This window comes from Nocardioides zeicaulis, from assembly GCF_042432345.1.
GTDB classification, from domain to species: Bacteria; Actinomycetota; Actinomycetes; order Propionibacteriales; family Nocardioidaceae; genus Nocardioides; species Nocardioides zeicaulis.
On the sequence record NZ_JBHLXH010000002.1, the window covers coordinates 510,788 to 531,127 of the forward strand.

Below are 20,340 nucleotides of genomic sequence, written 5' to 3' on the forward strand. Positions count from 1 at the left end.
CGGCGTGGCCGGTGGACCGGGGTGGTCAGTGGGGCACGGCGCGGGACGCTGCCTCCACTGTAGCCCCCGCCGCTCCCCGAGCGACAACTCTTCACCACATCGGCGTGGGAGCCACCCTCCCCGTGTGGGACGGTGTCCCCATGGAGGACAGCGCGGGCACCGGCACGCGTCGCGGGCGCCCAGGCCACGACCAGCAGGCGGTGCTCCGGGTGGCCGTCGAGCTGTTCAACCGCCAGGGCTACGACGCGACGAGCGTGGGCGACGTCGCGCGCGAGCTCGGCCTCACCAAGTCCGCGATCTACCACCACGTGCCGAGCAAGGAGCACCTGCTGCGCACGGCGGTCGACGAGGCGCTCGACGCGCTCATCGGCGCCCTCGACGACGTGGCCGCCACCGACGGGCTCGACGCCGGCCGACGGCTCCGCCTGGCGGTCCGCAGCAGCGTCTCGGTCCTGGTCGCGCACCTGCCGGCCGTGACCCTCCTCCTCCGGGTGCACGGCAACACCCCGGTGCAGAAGGCCGCGCTGGCCCGCCGCCGCACGATCGACGAGCGGCTGGCCGACATGGTGCGCGCCGCGGTCGCCGAGGGCGCGGTCCGCGACGACCTCGACCCGCTGCTCATCAGCCGGCTGCTGTTCGGCACGGTCAACTCGCTCGTCGAGTGGGTGCACACCGACGACGTGGACGCCGAGGCGCTGGCCGACGCGGTGACGACGCTGGCCTTCGACGGACTGGGCAGCGTCAGCCGCCGGTCCGACCGGTAGGGCCACCGAGCGCCCGGCTGCGGCCGCGGAACTCCGCCACCACCTCGCCGCCGACCGGGTCGTCGGCGCGGACGGTGACGTCGTAGACACCCGAGCGGCCGCGCAGCGAGACCTCGCGCGCGTCGGCGTGGAGGGTCTGCCCCCGCCGTCCCGGCTGGAGGAAGTCGACGGAGAACCCCGCCGCCACGGTGACCGGGCCGCGGGAGTTGCAGGCGAGCGCGAACGCCGAGTCGGCGAGGGTCGCGATCAGCCCGCCGTGGCACAGGTCGTGGCCGTTGACCATGTCGTCGCGCACCACCATCGAGACCCGGGCACGGCCCTCCCCGAGCTCCTCGAGCCGGATGCCGAGCGCCGCACTCGCCGCGTCGGCCGCCCACATGGCGCGCACCGGGACGAGCGGGTCAGGCATCGAAGTCGACGGTGACCGCGTCGCCGACGGGGTAGGTCTGGCAGGTGAGCACGAACTGCTGCTCGACCTCCTCGGGCTCGAGGGCGTAGTTGCGCACCATCTCCACCTCGCCCTCGGTGACCCTGGCCCGGCAGGTGCCGCACACGCCGCCCTTGCAGGCGAACGGGAGGTCGCTGCGGACCGCCTGCGCGGAGTCGAGGAGCGTCTCCCCGCGCGGGACGGCGTACGTCGTCGAGCGGCCGTCGAGGACGACCGTCACGTCGCTGGTCACGCCTTCGACGACGCGGTCGGCGTGGCGCAGCTGCGGCGGCGGCTCGTCGACGAAGAACAGCTCGAAGTGCACCTTCTCGCGCGGCACCCCGAGCTCCTCGAGCACGGCGCGCGCGTCCTGCACCAGCCCGAGCGGGCCGCAGAGCCACACGTGGTCGACGGCGGCGAGCGGCACCTTCAGCGGCAGCAGGCGCCGCAGGCGGTCGGCGTCGAGGCGGCCGGAGAACAGCTCGACGTCGCGCGGCTCGCGGGACAGCACGTGGACGAGGTCGAAGCGGGGGCCGTGGAGGTTCTTGAGGTCGCTGAGCTCCTCGGCGAACATCACCGAGGTCGTCTCGCGGTTGCCGTAGAGCATCGTGACGGTGCTCGCGGGGTTCGCCAGCACCGAGGCCGCGATCGAGAGCATCGGCGTGATGCCCGAGCCGGCCGCGATGCAGAGGTGCCGGCCGGGCTGGCCCGGGTCTGCGCGGAAGCTGCCCGACGGCGCGGCGACCTCGACGGTCTGCCCCGGCTCGACCTCGTGCACCAGCCACGACGAGAACATCCCGCCCGGGACCTCGCGCACCGCGATCCGCGGCGGCGCTCCCGCGGGCGCGCAGATGGAGTAGGACCGTCGGTGCTCGACGCCGTCGACCACCCGGCGCAGCGTCAGCGACTCCCCCGGCGCGAACGCGAACAGCTCGCGCAGGTCGTCGGGGACGTCGAAGCCGACGGCCGCGGAGTCGTCGGTGAGCCGCTCGACCTCGCGCACGCGCAGCGGGTGGAACGCCTGGCTGGGACTGGGCGGCACTAGATCTCCTTCACGTGGTCGAACGGCTCGAGGCAGGCCGTGCAGCGGTACTGCGCCTTGCAGGCGGTGGAGCCGAACTCCGAGACCAGGTCGGTCGCCGGGGAGTCGCACCGCGGGCAGCGGACCTGGCGCGCGGTCGGCATCAGGGTGAGCGGGACGGGGCCGTCGGTGCGCGGCGCCGGTCCCGGCGGCGAGATGCCGGCGGTGGCGAGCGCGGCGCGGCCGGCCGGGGAGATCCAGTCGGTCGTCCAGGCCGGGTCGAGGCTGACCCGCACCTCGACGCGGTCGAAGCCCGCGGACGACAGCTCGCGCACGAGGTCGTCGCGCATCGCGGCCATCGCCGGGCAGCCGGTGTAGGTGGGGGTGATCGCGACGACGACGTGGGACTCGGCGACCACGTCGACCTCGCGCAGCACGCCGAGGTCGGCCAGGGTCAGCATCGGCAGCTCCGGGTCGGTGACCCGCTCCGCCGCAGCGCGGGCGCGCTCGAGGGTGCGGGCCACGCTCACCACTGCCCCATCGGGTGTGCCCGCGCGACCGACTGCATCTCCGCGAGCATCCGGCTCAGCGGCTCGCCGTGCATGCCGTCGCGGCCGGTGCGGCCCAGCACCCCGGCGCGTCGCGGAGCCTGCGGGCGCTCGAGGCCCGCGGCGTCGAGGACCTGGTCCAGCACGCCCTCGGCGGCGTCGCGCACGGTCGCCGGGTCGACGCCCACGCCCGCCTCCGCGGCGGCGGCCTCGACCGGGTGGGTGTCGAAGAGCTCGGGCCACAGCGGCCAGAGCTGGTCGAGCGCCGCGACCAGCCGGCGCCGGGACTCCTCGGTGCCGCCGGCGAGCGTGACGAACCAGCGCGCGGCGTAGTCGCGGTGGTAGGCCACCTCCTTGACGCCCTTGGCAGCCACGGCGGCCAGGACGTGGTCGCGGCTGGACCGCAGCCGCTCGAGGAGGGCCAGACGCCACACCGAGAACAGCAGCACCCGCACCGTCGCCTCGGCGAAGTCGCCGTTGACGAGCTCGGCGAGGCGCACGTTGCGCAGCTGGTGGGCCTCGCGGAAGAACGCCAGCGCGTCCTCCGGCGGGGTCGGCGAGCCCTCGGGCAGCGCGGGCACCAGCGAGTCGTCCGCGCGCGCGGCACGGGCGAGCAGCAGTCGGGCCTGGCCGAGCAGGTCGAGCGCGATGTTGGACAGCGCGATGTCGTCCTCGAGGTCGGGCGCGTTGCTCGTCCACTCCGAGAAACGGTGCGACATCACCAGCGCGTCGTCGCCCAGCATGAGGGCGTACGTCGCGAGCGTCGCCGCGTCGACGTCGCCGGGCACCGTCGTGTCGACGCCGGCCAGCGGGTCCTCGAAGTCGGTGCCGAACGCCCAGTGGGCGTCGTTGACGAGCAGCCCGGAGTACGCGCTGTCGTGCTCGTCCTCGGGCGGGGTGTCGATGTGGGATTCCAAGGCTTCATCCGTCCACTGTCGAGAGGGTCGGGGTCCCCGCGGCGTTGTCCTGGAGGAGCGCAGCGGGGAAAGGAGAACGTCGTGGGGTGGACTCACATGTGAGGGACGGTGTCGGCGATGTCGTAGAAGGTCGGGTGGCGGTAGACCTTGTCGCCGCTCGGGGCGAACATCGGGTCCTTCTCGTCCGGGCTCGAGGCGGTGATCGCATCGGCGCGCACCACCCAGATGCTGACGCCCTCGTTGCGCCGGGTGTAGACGTCGCGGGCGTGGAGCAGGGCCATCCGGTCGTCGGCGGCGTGCAGCGACCCGACGTGGACGTGGTTGAGGCCGCGCTTGCCGCGCACGAACACCTCGTAGAGGGGCCACTCCGGCTCGGGCGGGACGACCCCCTCGCCGCTGGGCACGCCCTGCAGCGGGACGGCGCCGTGGCCGCCTTCGGCGCTCAGCTCGCTCATCGGCCGGCTCCTGCTTGCTTCGCCGCGTAGGCCGTGGCGGCCTCGCGCACCCACGCGCCGTCCTCGTGGGCGCGACGCCGGTGGGCCATGCGCTGGGCGTTGCAGGGTCCGTTGCCCTTGACGCCCTCCATGAACTCCTCCCAGTCGGGCTGGCCGAAGTCGTGGTGGCCGCGCTCCTCGTTCCACCGGAGCTCGGGGTCGGGGAGCGTCACGCCGAGCGCCTCGGCCTGCGGGACCGACATGTCGACGAACTTCTGGCGCAGCTCGTCGTTGGTGTGGCGCTTGATGCCCCACGCCATCGACTGGGCCGTGTTGGGCGAGGCGTCGTCGGGCGGGCCGAACATCATCAGCGCGGGCCACCAGAACCGGTCGACCGACTCCTGCACCATCGCGCGCTGCTCGTCGGTGCCGCGCATCATCGTGGCGAGCAGCTCGTAGCCCTGGCGCTGGTGGAACGACTCCTCCTTGCAGACCCGGATCATCGCGCGGCCGTAGGGGCCGTAGGAGGTGCGGCACAGCGGCACCTGGTTGCAGATCGCGGCGCCGTCGACGAGCCAGCCGATCGTGCCCACGTCGGCGTAGGACAGCGTCGGGTAGTTGAAGATCGAGGAGTACTTCTGCTTGCCCGCGATCAGCAGCTCGGTGAGCTCGAGGCGGGAGACGCCGAGGGTCTCGGCGGCGGAGTAGAGGTAGAGACCGTGGCCTGCCTCGTCCTGCACCTTCGCCAGCAGGATCGCCTTGCGGCGCAGGCTCGGGGCGCGGGTGATCCAGTTGCCCTCGGGCTGCATGCCGATGATCTCGCTGTGCGCGTGCTGGGCGATCTGGCGCACCAGCGTCCTGCGGTAGCCCTCCGGCATCCAGTCGCGCGGCTCGATGCGGTCGTTGCGCGCGACCGTGGCCTCGAAGTGGCGCTGCAGCTCGGACTCGGCAGGTCCGGGTGCGGTCTCGGTGAGGGTCATCGGTCCTCCGCGGTGGTGGTCCTGGAGCAAGGGGTGGTGCACGCGCTCGTGCATTTACTGACCGATCGGTCTGGTATTAGTGTGTCACCAGTCACCCCGGCACGCAACAACGGAGGATCTTGTGACCCGTCTGCTCGAGAGCTATGCCGCTGGCCGCTGGTGGTCCTCCTCCGCCGAGGGCGACCCGCTCCTCGACGCGGCGACGGGCGAGGAGGTCGCCCGCATCTCCAGCGCCGGGCTCGACATCGCGGCGATGACCCACCACGCCCGCACCGTCGGCGGCCCGGCCATCCGGTCGCTGACCTTCCACGAGCGGGCGCTGCTGCTCAAGGAGCTCGCCGCCCACCTGACCGGCCTCAAGGACGAGCTCTACGAGGTCTCGCTCCGCACCGGTGCCACGCGGCGCGACTCGCTCATCGACATCGACGGCGGCTTCGGCACGATGTTCAGCTACTCCTCGAAGAGCCGTCGCGAGCTGCCGAACGACGTCGTGGTGTGCGACGGCGACCTCGAGCAGCTCGGCCGCACGGGCGTGTTCATGGGTCAGCACGTCTACACCTCGCGCCCCGGCGTCGCGGTCCAGGTCAACGCCTTCAACTTCCCCGTCTGGGGCATGCTCGAGAAGCTCGCCCCGGCGTTCGTCGCGGGACTGCCCTCGATCGTCAAGCCGGCCAGCCAGACGGCCTACCTCACCGAGCTCGTCGTGCGGCGGATCATCGAGTCCGGCATCCTGCCCGAGGGCTCGCTGCAGCTGCTGTCCGGCTCGGCGGGCGACCTGCTCGACCACCTCGGTGTCCAGGACTCGGTCGCGTTCACCGGCTCGGCCCACACCGCCGGGATCCTGCGCCAGCACCCCTCGGTCCTCCACGGCGGCGTGACGCTCCAGGTCGAGGCCGACTCGCTCAACTGCTCCGTCCTGGGTCCCGACGTGGCCCCCGGCGACCCCGAGTGGTACCTCTTCGTCAAGGGCGTCGTCACCGAGATGACCGCCAAGGCGGGCCAGAAGTGCACCGCGATCCGTCGCGTCATCGTCCCGGCCGCGGTGGCCGACGACATGACCGAGGCGATCCGCGCGAAGCTCGAGACGATCACGGTCGGCGACCCCGGCGACGAGTCCGTCCGGATGGGGCCCCTCGCCTCCCTCGGCCAGCGCGAGGAGGTGCGCAAGGCCGTCGAGGCGCTGCGCAGCTCGGCCGAGCTCGTGCTCGGCGACCCCGCCTCCACGAGCGGCTTCCTCGGCGACGGTGAGCGCGGCGCGTTCATGGCGCCGGTGCTGCTGCGGGCCCGCGCGGGCGCGGTCGAGCCGCACGACGTCGAGCCGTTCGGCCCGGTCTCGACCGTGATGTCCTACGACACCCTCGACGAGGCGGTGACCCTCGCGGCGCGGGGCAAGGGCTCGCTCGTCGGTTCGGTCGTCACCCACGACCCGTCGGTCGCGCGGCACCTCGTGCTCGGCCTGGCGCCGTGGCACGGCCGCATCCTGGTCCTCGACCGCGACGCGGCCCCCGAGTCCACCGGCCACGGCTCCCCGCTCCCCATGCTCGTGCACGGCGGCCCCGGCCGCGCTGGCGGCGGCGAGGAGCTGGGCGGCGTGCGCGGGGTGCTGCACCACATGCAGCGCTCGGCGATCCAGGGCTCCCCCGACATGCTCACCGCCGTCACGGGCCGCTGGACCCGCGGCTCGCAGCGCACCGTCACCCCCGAGCACCCGTTCCGCCACTCGCTCGCCACGCTCAAGGTGGGCGACACCGTCGCCACCGAGCCGCGGGTGATCACGCTCGAGGACATCGACCACTTCGCCGAGTTCACCGGCGACACCTTCTACGCCCACACCGACCCCGAGGCGGCGGCGCGCAACCCGCTCTTCGGGGGGATCGTGGCCCACGGCTACCTCATCGTCTCGATGGCGGCCGGCCTCTTCGTCGACCCCGCCCCGGGCCCGGTGCTCGCCAACTTCGGCGTCGACAACCTGCGGTTCCTGACCCCCGTCAAGGCGGGCGACTCGATCCGCGTCACCCTGACGGTCAAGCAGGTCACCCCGCGCTCCTCGGCCGACTACGGCGAGGTGCGCTGGGACGCGCTGGTCACCAACGGCGACGACGAGCCGGTCGCGACCTACGACGTGCTGACGCTGGTCGCCAAGCAGGACGACCAGCAAGACGACCAGCACGACGACCAGCAGGACTGAGCCGGGGTGCGCCCGGCGGCGCTACCGTGACGCCGTGAGCCCCGCAGCCCAGCGCACCGTCGGCGCCCTCGCCCTGCTCGTCCTCGGCGTGCTCAGCCTGCCCGCCGCCGCCGCGCTGCTCGACGGGCAGGGCACCGAGAACTGGATCGTCCCGGCCCAGCTGCTGGCGATGGCGGTGGCCGGTGCCGCGCTCGCCGTCGCCCTGCCGGCGCTCGCAGGTGCGGGCGCGAGCACCGGCCGTCGGGCCCTGACCGGCGTGTGGTGGGGCCTGCTCGCGGCGTTCGTCGGCGTCGTCGTCTCCTGGCTGCTCCTCAACGGCGTCCGCGGAGCCTGACCCTCGGCTCCCCCGCTACGGTGCGGGCATGGCGAAGAAGACCTGGGCCGACATGACGCCCACCCAGAAGAAGATCGTCGTCGCGACCGGCATCGCCGAGGTCGCGCTCACCACCTGGTGCGCCAAGGACCTCAGGCAGCGGCCGGCCGCGGCCGTGCGCGGGCCGAAGGTGCTGTGGGGTCCGCTGCTGTCGGTGCAGCCCTTCGGCCCGATTGCGTACCTGCTGGTCGGACGCCGCTGAGGGCCGCCGGGCACCTCACCCGGCGTAGGGGACCTCGCTGGTCCACGCAGCCTCGCCGCGGGTGACGGCCGCCCAGACCGCCTCGGCCACCCGGTCGGGCGTGAAGGCGCCCTCGCGGGCGAGGGTGCCGCGCACCGTCACCGACACGGCGCGGATCCCGTCGGGCGCGAGCGCCTTGTCGAGGCTGTGCACGAGGTTGCGGACGCCGGCCTTCTGCACGCCGAGCGACGCCGCCCCCTCCCAGGGCTCGTCGGCCGCCATGCTGCCGGTCACGCTGATCCGCGACCCGGCCGACATGAACGGCCGGGCGGCCTGGACGACCGTGAGCAGCGCGCCGACACCGAGCGCGACGTCCTCGAGGAGCTCGGGCACGGTGAGCGAGAGCGGATCCTTCTCGCGGTAGGCGCTCGGGTTGAAGTGGAGCACGTCGATGCGACCGGTGTGCTCGCCGAACCGGCGTACGGCATCGCGGGCGGCCTGCTCGTCGGTCACGTCGGCGACCGCGTGGCCGACGGCCACCCCGCGCGGCTCCAGGTCGGCGACCAGGGCGTCGAGCACCTGTTGGTCGTGACTGAGGAGCGCGACGTCGTGCCCCGCGTCGGCGAAGCGGCGGGCCACCGAGCCGCTGACACCCGGCCCGGCTCCCACCACGACGATCATCGGTCGTCCCATGACGCCAGTTCTACCGCACGCCGGACCTGCCAGGTCAGGGCTTGTGGGGGTGCTTGCCCGTGGGGTCGTCGGGGATCGCGTTGGGGCCCTGCGCCCCCTCGTCGACCTCGCCCGACTCCTCCTCGGGCTGTCCGGCCACCGAGTCGCCGGAGCTGATCGGCTCGGGCGCGTCCTGCGCGAGCGCGGAGACCTGACCCTCCTGGCCGTCCTGGTCCTCGGGCTTCTGCTCGTCGCTCATCGGGTCCTCCTGGTCGCTGGCGTGCCTGCTGGTGCCGGTCCCCGTGGTCCGGGGCTCACCACACAAGCAGCCACCACCAAGGCCGGGACCACCTCCGCGGGTGGTGGGCACGGCTCCTCGCGTGGCTACCGTCAACTTCATGACGCGCTTCGGATACACCCTGATGACCGAGCAGAGCGGGCCGCGCGAGTTGGTCGGCTACGCCGTCGCCGCGGAGGAGGCCGGCTTCGACTTCGAGGTCTCCAGCGACCACTTCTCCCCCTGGCTCACCGAGCAGGGGCACGCCCCCCACGCCTGGACGATGCTCGGCGCCGTCGCGCACGCGACGTCGCGCGTCGACCTGATGACCTACGTGACCTGCCCGACGCTGCGCTACCACCCGGCGGTCGTGGCGCAGCAGTCGGCGACCCTGCAGCTGCTCGCAGAAGGTCGCTTCACCCTCGGCCTGGGCAGCGGCGAGAACCTCAACGAGCACGTCGTCGGCGCCGGCTGGCCGGCGATCGCCGAGCGCCAGGACATGCTCGCCGAGGCGATCGAGGTGATCCGGGCGCTGCACACCGGCGAGCTGGTCAACCACCGCGGCGAGTTCTTCCAGGTCGACTCCGCCCGCATCTGGGACATGCCCGAGGAGGGCGTCGACATCGCCCTCGCCGTCGCCGGCGACCGCGGCATCGAGCGCTTCGCGCCGCTCGGCGACCACCTGGTCGCCGTCGAGCCCGACGGGGAGCTCGTCGAGTCGTGGAACGCCACCGAGGGCGCGCCCCGCATCGGCGCCGGCGCCCGTGCGATCGGGCAGATCCCGATCTGCTGGGACCGCGACCGTGACGCGGCCGTCGCCCGGGCCCACGAGCAGTTCCGCTGGTTCGCGGGGGGCTGGAAGGTCAACGCCGACCTGCCCACCCCGGCCGGCTTCTCGGGCGCGACCCAGTTCGTGCGGCCCGAGGACGTCGCGGAGTCCATCCCCTGCGGCCCCGACCTCGACGCGATCGTCGAGGCGGTCTCCGACTTCTGGGAGGCGGGCTTCACCGACATCGCCCTGGTGCAGGTCGGCGACGAGGGGCAGGACCGGTTCCTCGCCGAGGCCGCCGAGCCGCTGCTGGAGAAGCTGCGGTCGGCGGCCCCGTGAGGCCGCCCTGCTGGGTCCGGCTCAGCGCCAGCCGAGCTGGGGCGCGACGTCGGTGAGCACCGTCTCCAGCACGTGGGCGTTGTAGTCGACCCCGAGCTGGTTGGGCACCGTCAGCAGCAGCGTGTCGGCCGCGGCGATCGCCTCGTCGTCGGCCAGCTCCTTGACCAGGATGTCCGGCTCGGCGGCGTACGTCCGGCCGAAGACGGCGCGCAGGTCGGCCTCGATCTGGCCGAACTGGTCGGAGCTCCGGCCCTCGTGGCCGAAGTAGGCCCGGTCGAGGTCGGTCGTGATCGGCATGATCGAGCGGCTCACCGAGACCCGGGGCTCGCCCTCGTGGCCGGCCTGCTCCCAGGCCTCGCGGAACACCTCGATCTGCTTGCGCTGCTGGACGTGGAACGGCTCGCCGGTCTCGTCCTTCTTCAGCGTCGAGCTCATCAGGTGCATGCCGCGCTCGGCGGCCCAGCGGGCGGTGTCGTCGGACGCCGCACCCCACCAGATGCGCTGGCGCAGCCCCTCGGACCAGGGCTCCACGCGCAGCAGGCCCGGCGGGTTGGGGAACATCGGGCGCGGGTTGGGCTGAGCGAAGCCCTCGCCCTCGAGCACCTGGAGGAAGACCTCGGTGTGGCGGCGGGCCATGTCGGCCTGGTCCTCGCCGTCGGCGGGCTGGTAGCCGAAGTAGCGCCAGCCGTCGATCACCTGCTCCGGTGATCCCCGGCTGATGCCGAGCTGCAGCCGGCCGCCGGAGATGAGGTCGGCCGACCCGGCGTCCTCGGCCATGTAGAGCGGGTTCTCGTAGCGCATGTCGATCACGCCGGTGCCGATCTCGATCCGGCTGGTGCGCGCACCCACGGCGGCGAGGAGCGGGAAGGGGGAGGCGAGCTGGCGCGCGAAGTGGTGCACCCGGAAGTACGCCCCGTCGGCGCCCAGCTCCTCGGCCGCGACCGCGAGGTCGATCGACTGGAGCAGGGTGTCGGAGGCACTGCGCACCGCCGAGTGGGGCGAGTCGGTCCAGTGGCCGAAGTTGAGGAAACCGATCTTCTTCATGACTGGTTCAACGCTCAACCACCTGCGTTGTTCCCGTCCACCTCCCTGTCCTCGCTCCCGTCCTGATGGCCGATCCGCGGCGGCCGGCCGGGGGCGGCCAGCGAGAGCACCGCCCGCGCGATGCCGTCGCGCTCCTCCAGGTGGTCCTCGAGGCGCTGCAGCTCCTCGGCCGCCTCGCTCTCGGGGTCGTCGCCGACGAGGTCGACCGACCCGACCAGGAACACCTTGCCGGGCCCCACGTACTCGAGGTGCAGCGTGCTGACCGTCTCGACCTCGGGCCGCTCACGCAGCCACTCCAGCACGGTGTCGTAGGCACGCGGGTCCGCGATCTGGCCGACGAGGAACGCCATGTTGCGTCGCAGCAGGTAGATCGCGACGAAGCCGAGCAGGATGCCCACCAGGATCGAGCCGATCGCGTCGTAGACCGGCTCGCCGGTGGCCTGGTGCAGGCCCAGGCCGGCGACCGCGATCAGGATGCCGACGAGCGCGGCGGCGTCCTCGAAGTAGACCGCGCGCAGCGTCGGGTTGGAGGTGATCTCGAGGAACTTCGCGTGGCTGACGTCGGCCTGCTGCGCACCGCGCCTGACCTGGCGGCGGGCCTGGGTGAAGGAGATGCCCTCCAGCACGAACGCCGCACCCAGCACCACGTAGGCCCACAGGTAGTCGCTCTCGCCCTCCTCCGCTCCGAGCGACTGCACGCCGTGGATCACCGACACGGCCGCGCCCACGGCGAAGAGCCCGAACGCGGCGATCATCGACCACACGTAGGCCTCGCGCCCGAAGCCGAGCGGGTGGGTGCGGTCCGCGGGCTTCTCGGCGCGCTTCTCGGCGATGAGGAGGAACACCTCGTTGCCGGCGTCGGCCCACGAGTGCGCCGCCTCGGCGACCATGGACGCCGATCCGGTGAGGCCCGCGACGATCGACTTGAGGACGGCGATGGCGACGTTGGCGGCCAGCGCGATGACGACGGTGAGCATGGGCTCAGCCTGCCTGATCGGAGGGCGCGCCCGCCTGACCCCTTCGGCTGCCGACGTACGCCCGCTCGCGCAGGACCGAGAGCCACCGGGGAGCCAACCGCCACGACGGGGGCGGGTGGAGCACCGGGTCGAAGGCCGGACGCTCGCGCGAGGAGCGCCGCAGCACCTCGACCGTGCCGGTCTGGACGTCGCCGTGGCGGTCGACCACGCGCAGGCGGAGGGTCACCGGCAGCCGGCCCAGCAGCACGTCGGGCTCGGGCGAGTCCAGCCCCTCCGGCACCTCGACCACGGCGACCATGCGCCGCCCGCCGCGGGCCCACGGCATCAACGAGGTGAGCGTGGCACCGCCCCAGCGCCGGGCCGGGCGCAGCACGAAGCGCCGCCACCCGGACGCGCCCGGGGCCGTCGAGGCCAGCACGTCGACCGGCGGGTCGTGCAGCAGCCGCACGGCGAGACCGAGCAGGTCGGGCACCCCGCGCGGGGTGCCGATGCCCTTCGACAGCCGGACGAGGCAGTCGACCGGACCCCGGGGCAGCGGGCCGGCGCCCTCCACCTGGGCCCGGCCCTCGTAGAGCACCCCGTCGGGATGGAAGGCAGGCGCGCGACGCCTCCGGGCGAGGAGCTCGAACGCGCGACGGTAGGGAGCGGGCACGCTGCGCAGTACCCACCGGGCGGCTCTTGACCGCACCTCCTCACTGATGTGCAATATATTGCATGCCGGTGCCAGCCCATCCCTCCCCCGTCCGGCCCGCGCTGCTGCGCCACACGGTCCACGACCGGCTGCGTGACGCGATCGTCGACGGCACCCTCGCCCCCGGCGAGGTGCTGCGAGACGCCGAGCTCGCCGCGTGGCTCGGCGTCAGCCGTACGCCGGTGCGCGAGGCGCTGCTGCGGCTCGCCGCCGCCGGGCTGGTCCGGACGGCACCGGGCCGCTCGACCGCGGTCGCCGAGATCGACGTCGCCGAGGTCCGCGACGCGCAGGCGGTCGTCGCGGGGATGCACCGCCTCGCCGTCGCCGAGGCCGTCGGCCGGATGAGCGAGGCCGACCTCGGCCTGATGCGCGACGCCCAGGAGCGCTTCGCGGCGGCGGTCGCGGCCGGCGACACCGACGCCGCCCTGGCCGCGGACGACGACTTCCACGCGGTGCCGGTCGCCACCAGCGGCAACCGTGCCATCGCCGCGGTCCTCGACCAGTTCAACCCGGTGGTGCGCCGCCTCGAACGGCTGCGCTTCGCCTCCGAGGCCGCGACGGAGTCCGTCGCGCTCCACCAGCGGCTGCTCGACGCGTGCGAGCGCGGTGACGCCGCCGCTGCCTCGGAGGTCTCCTTCCGCACCTGGCAGAACCTCGCCGACCTCATCCCGCCCGACCCCGAGCCCGACCCCGACACCGACCAGCAGGAGACCCCGTGATCCTCGACCAGTTCCCCCGCCACCCGCTCACCTTCGGGCCGTCCCCGGTCCACCGCCTCGAGCGGCTCACCGCGCACCTCGCCGCGCGCGGCGGAGGGGCGCAGGTGTGGGCGAAGCGCGAGGACGTCAGCAGCGGCCTGGCCTACGGCGGCAACAAGGTCCGCAAGCTCGAGTACATCGTCCCCGACGTGCTGGCCAGCGGGGCCGACACGCTCGTGTCGATCGGCGGCTACCAGTCCAACCACACCCGCCAGGTCGCCGCCGTCGCCGCGCACCTCGGGCTGAAGTGCCAGCTGGTGCAGGAGAAGTGGGTGCCGTGGGACGACCCCACCAACACCCAGGTGGGCAACATCCTGCTGAGCCGGATGATGGGCGCCGACTCGCGCCTGGACGACAGCGGCTTCGACATCGGCATCCGCGACTCGTGGAAGGACGCGATCCGCGAGGTCGAGGAGTCGGGCGGCACGCCCTACGCCATCCCCGCGGGCGCCAGCGAGCACCGCCTCGGCGGGCTCGGGTTCGCCAACTGGGCCTTCGAGGTCGCGGAGCAGGAGAGGTCGCTCGGCGTCACGTTCGACACCATCGTCGTGTGCACCGTCACCGGCTCCACGCACGCCGGCATGATCGCCGGCTTCGCGGCGCTCGAGGACCTCACCGGCGTACGTCGCCGGGTGCTCGGCATCGACGCCAGCGCGACCCTGGACAAGACCCGCGCCCAGGTCGACCGGATCGCGCGGCACACCGCCGAGCTGATCGAGCTGGGCCGTGACCTGCGCGACGACGAGGTGACGGTCCTGGAGGGCTGGGCCGGCGACCTCTACGGCATCCCGGTCGAGTCGACCATGGAGGCGATGGCGCTGGGCGCGCAGCTCGAGGCGATGATCACCGACCCCGTCTACGAGGGGAAGTCGCTCGCCGGCCTGGTCGACCTGGTCACCAGCGGCGACATCCCGCGCGACTCGCACGTGCTCTACGCCCACCTCGGCGGCCAGCCGGCGATCAACGCCTACCACTCCCTGTGGCCCGCCCAGGGCTGACCGGACGGCGCAGGCGATAGCGTCGCGGCGTGCTGGACGTCGCGGCTGCCCTCGCCTGGTCCGGGTCGCTCGTCGGCTCCGAGGTCGTGGCGCACGAGCGGCTGCCCGGCGGGCTGACGTCGCGGATGCTGGCCCTGCGGCACGGCGACGGGTCGGGGTCGGTGCTGCGGCTGATGACCAACGCGCCCTGGCGCACCCACGGCGCAGCGCTCACCACCCGCGAGCGCGACGCACTGCTCTTCCTGGAGCACACGCCTGTGCCCGCCCCGCGCACCCTCGGCCTCGACGCCGACGCCCATGTGGCCGGCGTGAGCGCCCACCTGACCACGCGGGTGCCGGGTGCGCCCGTGGCGGTGCCGGACCAGCGGCAGGTCGGGGCCATGGCCGACCTGCTCGCCGTGGTGCACGCCCAGGCGCCCGCCGCGCCCTTTCGCACCTTCGAGTCCTGGGCGTGGCCGGAGAAGTGGGTGGTGCCGCCGTGGACCCGCCACGCCGCCTCGTGGCAGCGCGCCTTCGAGGTGCTCGCCGGTCCGGCGCCGGCCTACGCCCCGACCTTCCTCCACCGCGACTTCGGCCACCGCAACCTGCTGTGGCGAGACGGCGAGGTCTCGGGCCTCGTCGACTGGGTCGAGACCTCGACCGGACCGGCGTGGCTCGACGCGGCCCACGCCGCCTCCACGCTGGCGGTCCTGGTCGGCCACGGCCCCGCCGAGGCGTTCCTCGACGCCTACGCCCACCGCGCCGGCGCCCCGGCCGATCCATTCTGGCTGGTGATGGACGCGGTCGGCCACCTCCCGCCGCCCGGTCGCCCACCGCTGTTCCGCGAGCCGGCGCAGCACGCCCGCCTCGACGCGTGGCTGCACCGCGCGGTCACGCGTCGGTGACCGGCTGGGTCCCGAGCGCGAAGTCGACCGCGGCCCGGGCGTGGAGCGCGGTGGTGGCGAAGACCGGGACGTCGACGTCGTCGGGGCCGATCAGCAGCTCGATCTCGGTGCAGCCCAGCACCACGCCCTGGGCGCCCTCGGCGACGAGGCGGTCCACGACCTCGACGTACGCCGCCCGCGACGCGTCGCGCACGACGCCGTGCACCAGCTCGCCGTAGATCACGTCGTGGACCACGGTGCGGCCCTCCGCGTCGGGCACCACGACGTCGAGGCCGTGGCCGGCGAGGCGCTCGCGCAGGAAGTCCTGCTCCATGGTGAACCGGGTGCCGAGCAGCGCCACGCGCTCGATGCCAGCCGCTCGCACGGCGCGGGCCGTCACGTCACCGATGTGCAGCAGCGGGACGTCGACCGCCGCCTCGATCGCGCCCGCCACCTTGTGCATCGTGTTGGTGCAGAGCACGACGCAGGCGGCACCCGCCGCCTCGAGGCCGCGCGCCTCGTCGGCGAGGAGCGCGCCGGCTCGCTCCCACTCCCCGGCCGCCTGCATCGCCTCGACCTCCGCGAAGTCGACCGAGGCGAGCACCAGCCGCGCGGAGTGGAAGCCGCCCAGCCTCGCGCGCACGTCCTCGTTGACCAGCCGGTGGTAGAGCTCGGTGCTCTCCCAGCTCATCCCGCCCAGCAGCCCGATCCGTCGCATCGCGTCCACGGCCGTCATCCAACAGGAGCGTCGGGGACGGGGTCTACCGTGATTCCATGCCCACCGCACCGCTGGCCGAGCGCGACGGGATCACGGTCCACCCGGCGACCCATGCGCGCTTCGACGACGTCCGCACGATGGTCGGGCCGAAGAACCCGGGCTCGAGCGTGTGCTGGTGCCTGAGCCACCGCATCCCGGCGAAAGACAACCGCGCCCTGGCCGGCCCGGACCGGGCCGCCCTCGTCGAGCAGCTGACCCGGCGCCGCACCAAGCCGGGCGTGCTCGCCTACGACGGTGACGAGGTCGTCGGCTGGGGCGCGGTCGCACCCCGGGCCGAGCTGCCGTTCGCCCGCTCGACGAAGATCCCCCACGTCGACGACCTGCCCGTCTGGTCGGCGTGGTGCATCCGGGTCCGCCCGGGCCACCGCGGGCGCGGGATCTCGCACGCCGTGCTCGCCGGCGCTGTGGCGTACGCCTTCGCGCGCGGGGCTCCGGCGGTCGAGGGCTACCCCGTCGACAACCGCGGCGAGAAGGTCGACCTGACGATGGCCTACGTCGGCACGCGCACGCTGTTCGAGCAGGCCGGTTTCGTGCTGGCGGCCCGCACCGAGGCCACGTCGGCCGGGTTCCCACGGGTCGTGATGCGCCTGCCCGCCTGACACGCCGGGCACCGACTCGCGTCCGGGCCCCGGAGTTGCTACCTTTGTCGAGTAAGTCAGTGCATTAATGGAGGGTGGGGACATGGGGAGCAACGAGGGCGACTGTCGGGTCGTGGTGGTCGGCGCCGGAGCCGGCGGCACGCTGGTCGCGACCCACCTGCTCACCGCGCTGTCCTCGCGCTTCCGCGTCGAGCTGGTCGACCCCGCACCCACGACAGGCCGCGGCCAGGCGTACTCCACCACCGACGAGCGGCACCTGCTCAACGTCCCGGCCTCGGGCATGAGCGCCTTCCCGCGCGACCCGGAGCACTTCCTGCGCTGGCTGCGCACCCACCACGACCCCGGCTTCCAGCCGCACGACTTCGCCCCCCGCGCGGCGTTCGGCCGCTACGTCGAGAGCCTGCTGACCGCGGCGTCGGAGTTCCCCGGCAACGCCCGGCTGGTCCGCCGCCGCGCCGAGGTCGTCGACATCACGCCGGCCGGAACGGGCTTCGCCGTGGAGCTCGCCGACGGCGAGCGGCTCGAGGCCCGCGCCGTGGTCCTGGCGACCGGCAGCCGCCCCGGCACCCACTGGGCGCCCCCCGGACTCGCCGACGACCCGCGACTGGTCGCCGACCCGTGGACCCAGCCGATCCCCGAGGACGGCGACGTGCTCATGCTCGGCTCGGGCCTGACCATGGTCGACCTCGCGATCAGCGCGGACCGACCGGGTCGCACCGTCCACGTCGTCTCGCGCAACGACGTCGTGCCGCAGCGCCACGTCCTGCCCACCACGCCGCCGGTGGCCCCGCCGCCCGGCATCACCCGCCTCCAGGGCCTCGACGCCCTGCGCACCACCCTCGAGACCCACGTCGCCTCGACGCAGGAGACCACCGGCGACTGGCGGCCGGCCATCGACGGCCTCCGTCCGGTCACCGCCCAGCTGTGGCGCGGGCTCTCCGAGGCCGACAAGCGCCGGTTCCTCGCCGAGGACGCCCGCACCTGGGACGTCCACCGCCACCGGATGGCGCCGATCACCCACGAGCGCCTCGAGGCCGTCGCGTCCGCGGGCCGCCTGGCCCGCCACCGCGGCACGATCGCGGCGGTGCGTCCCGAGGCCGACGCGCTCCACGTCAGGCTCGACGACGGCACCGAGCTCGCCGTCGCCGCCGTGGTCAACTGCACCGGCCCGGTCGGCACCATCGCCTCCGACCCCCTGCTGACCCGCCTGGCCCGCAGCGGCCTGGTCCGTCCCGGCCCGGCCGGCCTCGGCATCGACACCGCCGACGACGGCCGCATCGTGGGCACCCTCCCCGAGACCCGCCCGTTCCTGGCCGTCGGCGCGCTGCGCCGCGGCAACCTCTGGGAGTCGACGGCGATGCCGGAGATCCGCGAGCAGGCCTACGACGTGGCGCGCGTGGTGACCCGGTCGATGCACGGCGAGGCCCGCCGTCGTCCCACCGACCCCTACGGCCTGACGCTGTCGACCAACCGGCGTGCCGCCAGGCGCTACAACGCCGCCCTCGGCCGGCTGCTGCGCCTTCAGGACGGCGTGGAGGAGGGCCTGACCGCGGCCGTCTCCGCCGACCCCGACTTCGTGCAGGCCCACGCCGCGCTCGCGCTGCTGGGCCACGAGTGGGGCGCCAACACCCACTGGCGGGCCTCGCTGCGCGCCGCCCACGGCGCCGCGGCCGGCCGGCACCTCGACGACCGCGAGTGCAGCTTCCTCGACGCGGTGACCACGCGGCTGCGCTCCGACGAGGCGACCGGTGCGGCCGCGCTGCTGCGCCACGTGCGCCTGTTCCCGCGCGACGCCCTCGCGGTCAGCGTGGCCGTGCCCACCGTGGCGTTCGGCGGCCTCACGAGCGGCTCGCAGACCGCCGAGCTGGTCGAGTCGCTGGGCCGCTCCTACGGCGACGACTGGTGGTACGCCGGGCAGCTGGCGTTCGTCCGCCAGGACCAGGAGCGCTGGAGCGAGGCCGAGGACCTCGCGTCCTACGCCCTGTCCGTCGAGCCCGCCTCCGGCCACGCCGTGCACGCCCGCGCGCACGTCTTCTACGAGACCGGCGAGCACTCCGCCGGCCTGGCCTGGCTCGACGACTGGATCCGCACCCGCGGCCCCGAGGCCAACCACCGCTCCCACTTCTCCTGGCACGCCGCGCTGCACGAGCTGATGCAGGACGACGTCGAGGCGGTCCGCCGCCGCTACGACCGTGAGCTCGCCCCGAGCGTGGTCGGCGGCAGCCGGGTCGTCGTCGACAGCGGGTCCCTCCTCTGGCGCGGCCGGGTCACCGGCTCGTGGACCGAGCAGCTGCCGGTCCGCGAGGTCCGCGCCGCGGCGCCGCGCGAGTGGCTGACCGCTCCGCCCACGCCGTTCGCGGCCCTCCACGGCGCGGTGCTGCTCGCCGCCGACGGCGACGCCGCGGCGCTCCGCACGCTGCGCGCCACGGCCGTCGGCAGCGAGGACGCCGTGTTCCGGGACGTGGTCGCGCCCCTGTGCGACGGGCTGGTCTCGGTGGTGGAGGAACGGTGGAACGCCGCGTGCGCCACGCTCGCGGGCGTCGTGTCCACCATGGAGCCGCTCGGAGGGAGCAAGGCGCAGCGCGAGGTCGTCGAGGACACCCTCGTCCACGCCCTGGCCATGGCCGGGCGCACGACGGAGGCGGCCGACCTGCTCGACCGCAGGCTCTCGCGCCGCTCCTCGGCCCTCGACGCCCGCCGCCGCGCGGTCGTCACCGGCTCCGGGACGTCGGTCCGATGACGCCCCGGGACGTGCTGGTGTCGGTCGCGGCCGGCACGCTGGTCGTGCTCGCCCTCGCCGACCTCTACGCCGACGCGCTGCTCGCCGCGGCAGCCTTCGCCACGGCCTGGTGGCTGCTGCGCGAGCCCGCGCCCGCGCCCGTCCCCCCGAGCACCGACGAGGTCAGTCCTCGACCGGCGGCGCGAGGCTGACGACCTCCCCGCGCTCCGGGCACCTCAGCTCCGCGACGAGGTCGCGCCCCCACGCCCGTTCGACGAAGTCGCGCAGCGGGGAGCGGAAGACCCGGTAGTCGTCGTGGTGGACCGGCACCACGACCGACGGCTGGAAGCGCTCGACGAAGCGGACGCCTGCGGCACCGTCCATGGTGACGGTGTGCAGGAGGACCCGGGTCCCCCCGAGGTGCACCACGGCGGCGTCGATGTCCGGGAAGCGCTCGCGCACCTCGTCGACGTGGTCGCCGTCGAGCGTGTCGCCGCTGACGTACACGCGCCGCCGCAGCTCCCCCGCGACCAGGTGGTCGACGATGCTCCCCATCACCGGCGGCAGCAGCCGGCCCATCACGCCGCGGGCGTGGACGGCGGGGACAGAGGTGATCCGGAGCGTGTGGAGGCCGCGCGTCACGACGTGGTCCTCCCACGTGTCCAGGGCCTTGGTGCCGAAGCCCCAGCGTCCGAGGCGGCGCGCGGCGTGGGGCGTCGTCACCACCGGGGGCGTGCGGTCCAGGTGACGGCGCGCCACCCGGTCGAAGTGGTCGCCGTGCAGGTGCGAGAGGAGCACCACGTCGAGGGCGGGCAGGTCGGCGGGACCCATCGCCGGGTCGGTGAGCCGCGGTGAGGACAGCCCCCAGCCGAGGTAGGCGCGCTGGCCGCGGTGCAGGAAGTTGGGGTCGGTGAGGACGGTGAAGGGCCCCAGCCGGAGGATCGTCGTCGCGGTGCCGACGAAGTAGAGCGAGTCGCCGTCGGGCCCCGGACCCTCCGGCCCTGCCCTCGTCTGCCTACGCAC

Annotated in this window: 24 protein-coding genes; 11 read left to right on the forward strand and 13 right to left on the reverse strand. The window is 74.0% G+C overall.

The genetic code is table 11. The features are described 5' to 3' along the window. The first annotated feature begins 140 nt into the window (after positions 1 to 140). A complete protein-coding gene (locus ACFFJG_RS17010; protein ID WP_378519970.1) occupies positions 141 to 764 on the forward strand; it encodes a TetR/AcrR family transcriptional regulator in 624 nt (207 codons plus the stop codon). Here the strand turns inward: ACFFJG_RS17010 and paaI are convergent. From paaI to paaA, 6 genes are all read right to left on the reverse strand, one after another. Beyond that, a complete protein-coding gene (paaI, locus tag ACFFJG_RS17015) occupies positions 742 to 1,173 on the reverse strand; it encodes a hydroxyphenylacetyl-CoA thioesterase PaaI (RefSeq protein WP_378519971.1) in 432 nt (143 codons plus the stop codon). The two genes, ACFFJG_RS17010 and paaI, sit on opposite strands and share 23 nt — an antisense overlap. Next, a complete protein-coding gene (gene paaE, locus ACFFJG_RS17020; RefSeq protein WP_378519972.1) occupies positions 1,166 to 2,233 on the reverse strand; it encodes a 1,2-phenylacetyl-CoA epoxidase subunit PaaE in 1,068 nt (355 codons plus the stop codon). The genes paaI and paaE overlap by 8 nt, the downstream gene beginning before the upstream one ends. Next, positions 2,233 to 2,742: a 1,2-phenylacetyl-CoA epoxidase subunit PaaD gene (paaD, locus tag ACFFJG_RS17025; RefSeq protein ID WP_378519973.1), complete on the reverse strand. Its 510-nt coding sequence runs from the start codon at positions 2,740 to 2,742 to the stop codon at positions 2,233 to 2,235. Before paaD ends, paaE begins: the two co-directional genes overlap by 1 nt. Further along, complete coding sequence (paaC, locus tag ACFFJG_RS17030; RefSeq protein WP_378519974.1) at positions 2,739 to 3,677, reverse strand: 1,2-phenylacetyl-CoA epoxidase subunit PaaC; 939 nt, start codon at positions 3,675 to 3,677, stop codon at positions 2,739 to 2,741. Before paaC ends, paaD begins: the two co-directional genes overlap by 4 nt. Before the next feature lie 92 nt (positions 3,678 to 3,769). Continuing rightward, positions 3,770 to 4,132, reverse strand: a complete 363-nt coding sequence (paaB, locus tag ACFFJG_RS17035) for a 1,2-phenylacetyl-CoA epoxidase subunit PaaB (RefSeq protein WP_446686237.1) — start codon at positions 4,130 to 4,132, stop codon at positions 3,770 to 3,772. Beyond that, the gene (gene paaA / locus ACFFJG_RS17040; protein WP_378519975.1) at positions 4,129 to 5,091 is read right to left on the reverse strand and encodes a 1,2-phenylacetyl-CoA epoxidase subunit PaaA; all 963 of its coding nucleotides are present in this window, start codon (positions 5,089 to 5,091) and stop codon (positions 4,129 to 4,131) included. The genes paaB and paaA overlap by 4 nt, the downstream gene beginning before the upstream one ends. A gap of 121 nt (positions 5,092 to 5,212) precedes the next feature. Here paaA and paaZ point away from each other — a divergent pair, with 121 nt between their 5' ends. Genes paaZ through ACFFJG_RS17055 form a run of 3 tightly spaced genes read left to right on the forward strand, consistent with a single transcriptional unit; the run spans position 5,213 to position 7,854 of the window. Continuing rightward, positions 5,213 to 7,279, forward strand: a complete 2,067-nt coding sequence (gene paaZ, locus ACFFJG_RS17045) for a phenylacetic acid degradation bifunctional protein PaaZ (protein WP_378519976.1) — start codon at positions 5,213 to 5,215, stop codon at positions 7,277 to 7,279. Between the two features lie 34 nt (positions 7,280 to 7,313). Further along, positions 7,314 to 7,613 (forward strand): hypothetical protein, encoded by a 300-nt coding sequence (locus tag ACFFJG_RS17050; RefSeq protein WP_378519977.1) that lies wholly within the window; start codon positions 7,314 to 7,316, stop codon positions 7,611 to 7,613. Between the two features lie 28 nt (positions 7,614 to 7,641). Continuing rightward, positions 7,642 to 7,854 (forward strand): PLDc N-terminal domain-containing protein, encoded by a 213-nt coding sequence (locus ACFFJG_RS17055; protein ID WP_378519978.1) that lies wholly within the window; start codon positions 7,642 to 7,644, stop codon positions 7,852 to 7,854. Positions 7,855 to 7,869: 15 nt separating this feature from the next. Here the strand turns inward: ACFFJG_RS17055 and ACFFJG_RS17060 are convergent, their stop codons facing one another. Further along, positions 7,870 to 8,526, reverse strand: coding sequence for an SDR family oxidoreductase (locus tag ACFFJG_RS17060; protein ID WP_378519979.1), 657 nt, complete (start codon positions 8,524 to 8,526; stop codon positions 7,870 to 7,872). Between the two features lie 34 nt (positions 8,527 to 8,560). Then, entirely contained in the window at positions 8,561 to 8,764 is a 204-nt protein-coding gene (locus ACFFJG_RS17065; RefSeq protein ID WP_378519980.1) for a hypothetical protein, read from the reverse strand. 139 nt (positions 8,765 to 8,903) lie between these two features. On the opposite strand from ACFFJG_RS17065, the gene ACFFJG_RS17070 reads away from it, so the two are divergent. Next, positions 8,904 to 9,890 (forward strand): LLM class F420-dependent oxidoreductase, encoded by a 987-nt coding sequence (locus ACFFJG_RS17070; RefSeq protein ID WP_378519981.1) that lies wholly within the window; start codon positions 8,904 to 8,906, stop codon positions 9,888 to 9,890. A 21-nt stretch (positions 9,891 to 9,911) separates the two neighbouring features. Here the strand turns inward: ACFFJG_RS17070 and ACFFJG_RS17075 are convergent, their stop codons facing one another. Genes ACFFJG_RS17075 through ACFFJG_RS17085 form a run of 3 tightly spaced genes read right to left on the reverse strand, consistent with a single transcriptional unit; the run spans position 9,912 to position 12,563 of the window. Beyond that, positions 9,912 to 10,934 carry an LLM class flavin-dependent oxidoreductase gene (locus tag ACFFJG_RS17075; protein WP_378519982.1) on the reverse strand — a complete coding sequence of 341 codons (1,023 nt, stop codon included), beginning with the start codon at positions 10,932 to 10,934 and terminating at the stop codon, positions 9,912 to 9,914. A gap of 14 nt (positions 10,935 to 10,948) precedes the next feature. After that, positions 10,949 to 11,911 carry a cation diffusion facilitator family transporter gene (locus ACFFJG_RS17080; RefSeq protein ID WP_378519983.1) on the reverse strand — a complete coding sequence of 321 codons (963 nt, stop codon included), beginning with the start codon at positions 11,909 to 11,911 and terminating at the stop codon, positions 10,949 to 10,951. A gap of 4 nt (positions 11,912 to 11,915) precedes the next feature. Further along, positions 11,916 to 12,563, reverse strand: a complete 648-nt coding sequence (locus ACFFJG_RS17085) for a hypothetical protein (RefSeq protein WP_378519984.1) — start codon at positions 12,561 to 12,563, stop codon at positions 11,916 to 11,918. A 62-nt stretch (positions 12,564 to 12,625) separates the two neighbouring features. Here ACFFJG_RS17085 and ACFFJG_RS17090 point away from each other — a divergent pair, with 62 nt between their 5' ends. Genes ACFFJG_RS17090 through ACFFJG_RS17100 form a run of 3 tightly spaced genes read left to right on the forward strand, consistent with a single transcriptional unit; the run spans position 12,626 to position 15,242 of the window. Further along, positions 12,626 to 13,321, forward strand: a complete 696-nt coding sequence (locus tag ACFFJG_RS17090) for a GntR family transcriptional regulator (RefSeq protein ID WP_378519985.1) — start codon at positions 12,626 to 12,628, stop codon at positions 13,319 to 13,321. Beyond that, positions 13,318 to 14,358: a 1-aminocyclopropane-1-carboxylate deaminase gene (locus tag ACFFJG_RS17095; protein ID WP_378519986.1), complete on the forward strand. Its 1,041-nt coding sequence runs from the start codon at positions 13,318 to 13,320 to the stop codon at positions 14,356 to 14,358. Before ACFFJG_RS17090 ends, ACFFJG_RS17095 begins: the two co-directional genes overlap by 4 nt. A 29-nt stretch (positions 14,359 to 14,387) precedes the next feature. After that, positions 14,388 to 15,242, forward strand: a complete 855-nt coding sequence (locus ACFFJG_RS17100; RefSeq protein WP_378519987.1) for a phosphotransferase family protein — start codon at positions 14,388 to 14,390, stop codon at positions 15,240 to 15,242. Here ACFFJG_RS17100 and ACFFJG_RS17105 read toward each other — a convergent pair. Beyond that, positions 15,229 to 15,939 carry an aspartate/glutamate racemase family protein gene (locus ACFFJG_RS17105; RefSeq protein ID WP_378520352.1) on the reverse strand — a complete coding sequence of 237 codons (711 nt, stop codon included), beginning with the start codon at positions 15,937 to 15,939 and terminating at the stop codon, positions 15,229 to 15,231. The genes ACFFJG_RS17100 and ACFFJG_RS17105 overlap by 14 nt on opposite strands. Before the next feature lie 56 nt (positions 15,940 to 15,995). Between ACFFJG_RS17105 and ACFFJG_RS17110 the strand changes: the two genes are divergently transcribed. The 3 genes from ACFFJG_RS17110 (at position 15,996) to ACFFJG_RS17120 (ending at position 19,529) form a co-directional block, all read left to right on the forward strand. Further along, positions 15,996 to 16,598: a GNAT family N-acetyltransferase gene (locus tag ACFFJG_RS17110; protein WP_378519988.1), complete on the forward strand. Its 603-nt coding sequence runs from the start codon at positions 15,996 to 15,998 to the stop codon at positions 16,596 to 16,598. Positions 16,599 to 16,680: 82 nt separating this feature from the next. Next, complete coding sequence (locus tag ACFFJG_RS17115; RefSeq protein ID WP_378519989.1) at positions 16,681 to 19,338, forward strand: FAD/NAD(P)-binding protein; 2,658 nt, start codon at positions 16,681 to 16,683, stop codon at positions 19,336 to 19,338. Next, a complete protein-coding gene (locus ACFFJG_RS17120) occupies positions 19,335 to 19,529 on the forward strand; it encodes a hypothetical protein (protein ID WP_378519990.1) in 195 nt (64 codons plus the stop codon). The genes ACFFJG_RS17115 and ACFFJG_RS17120 overlap by 4 nt, the downstream gene beginning before the upstream one ends. Here ACFFJG_RS17120 and ACFFJG_RS17125 read toward each other — a convergent pair. After that, entirely contained in the window at positions 19,501 to 20,340 is an 840-nt protein-coding gene (locus ACFFJG_RS17125; protein ID WP_378519991.1) for an MBL fold metallo-hydrolase, read from the reverse strand. The genes ACFFJG_RS17120 and ACFFJG_RS17125 overlap by 29 nt on opposite strands.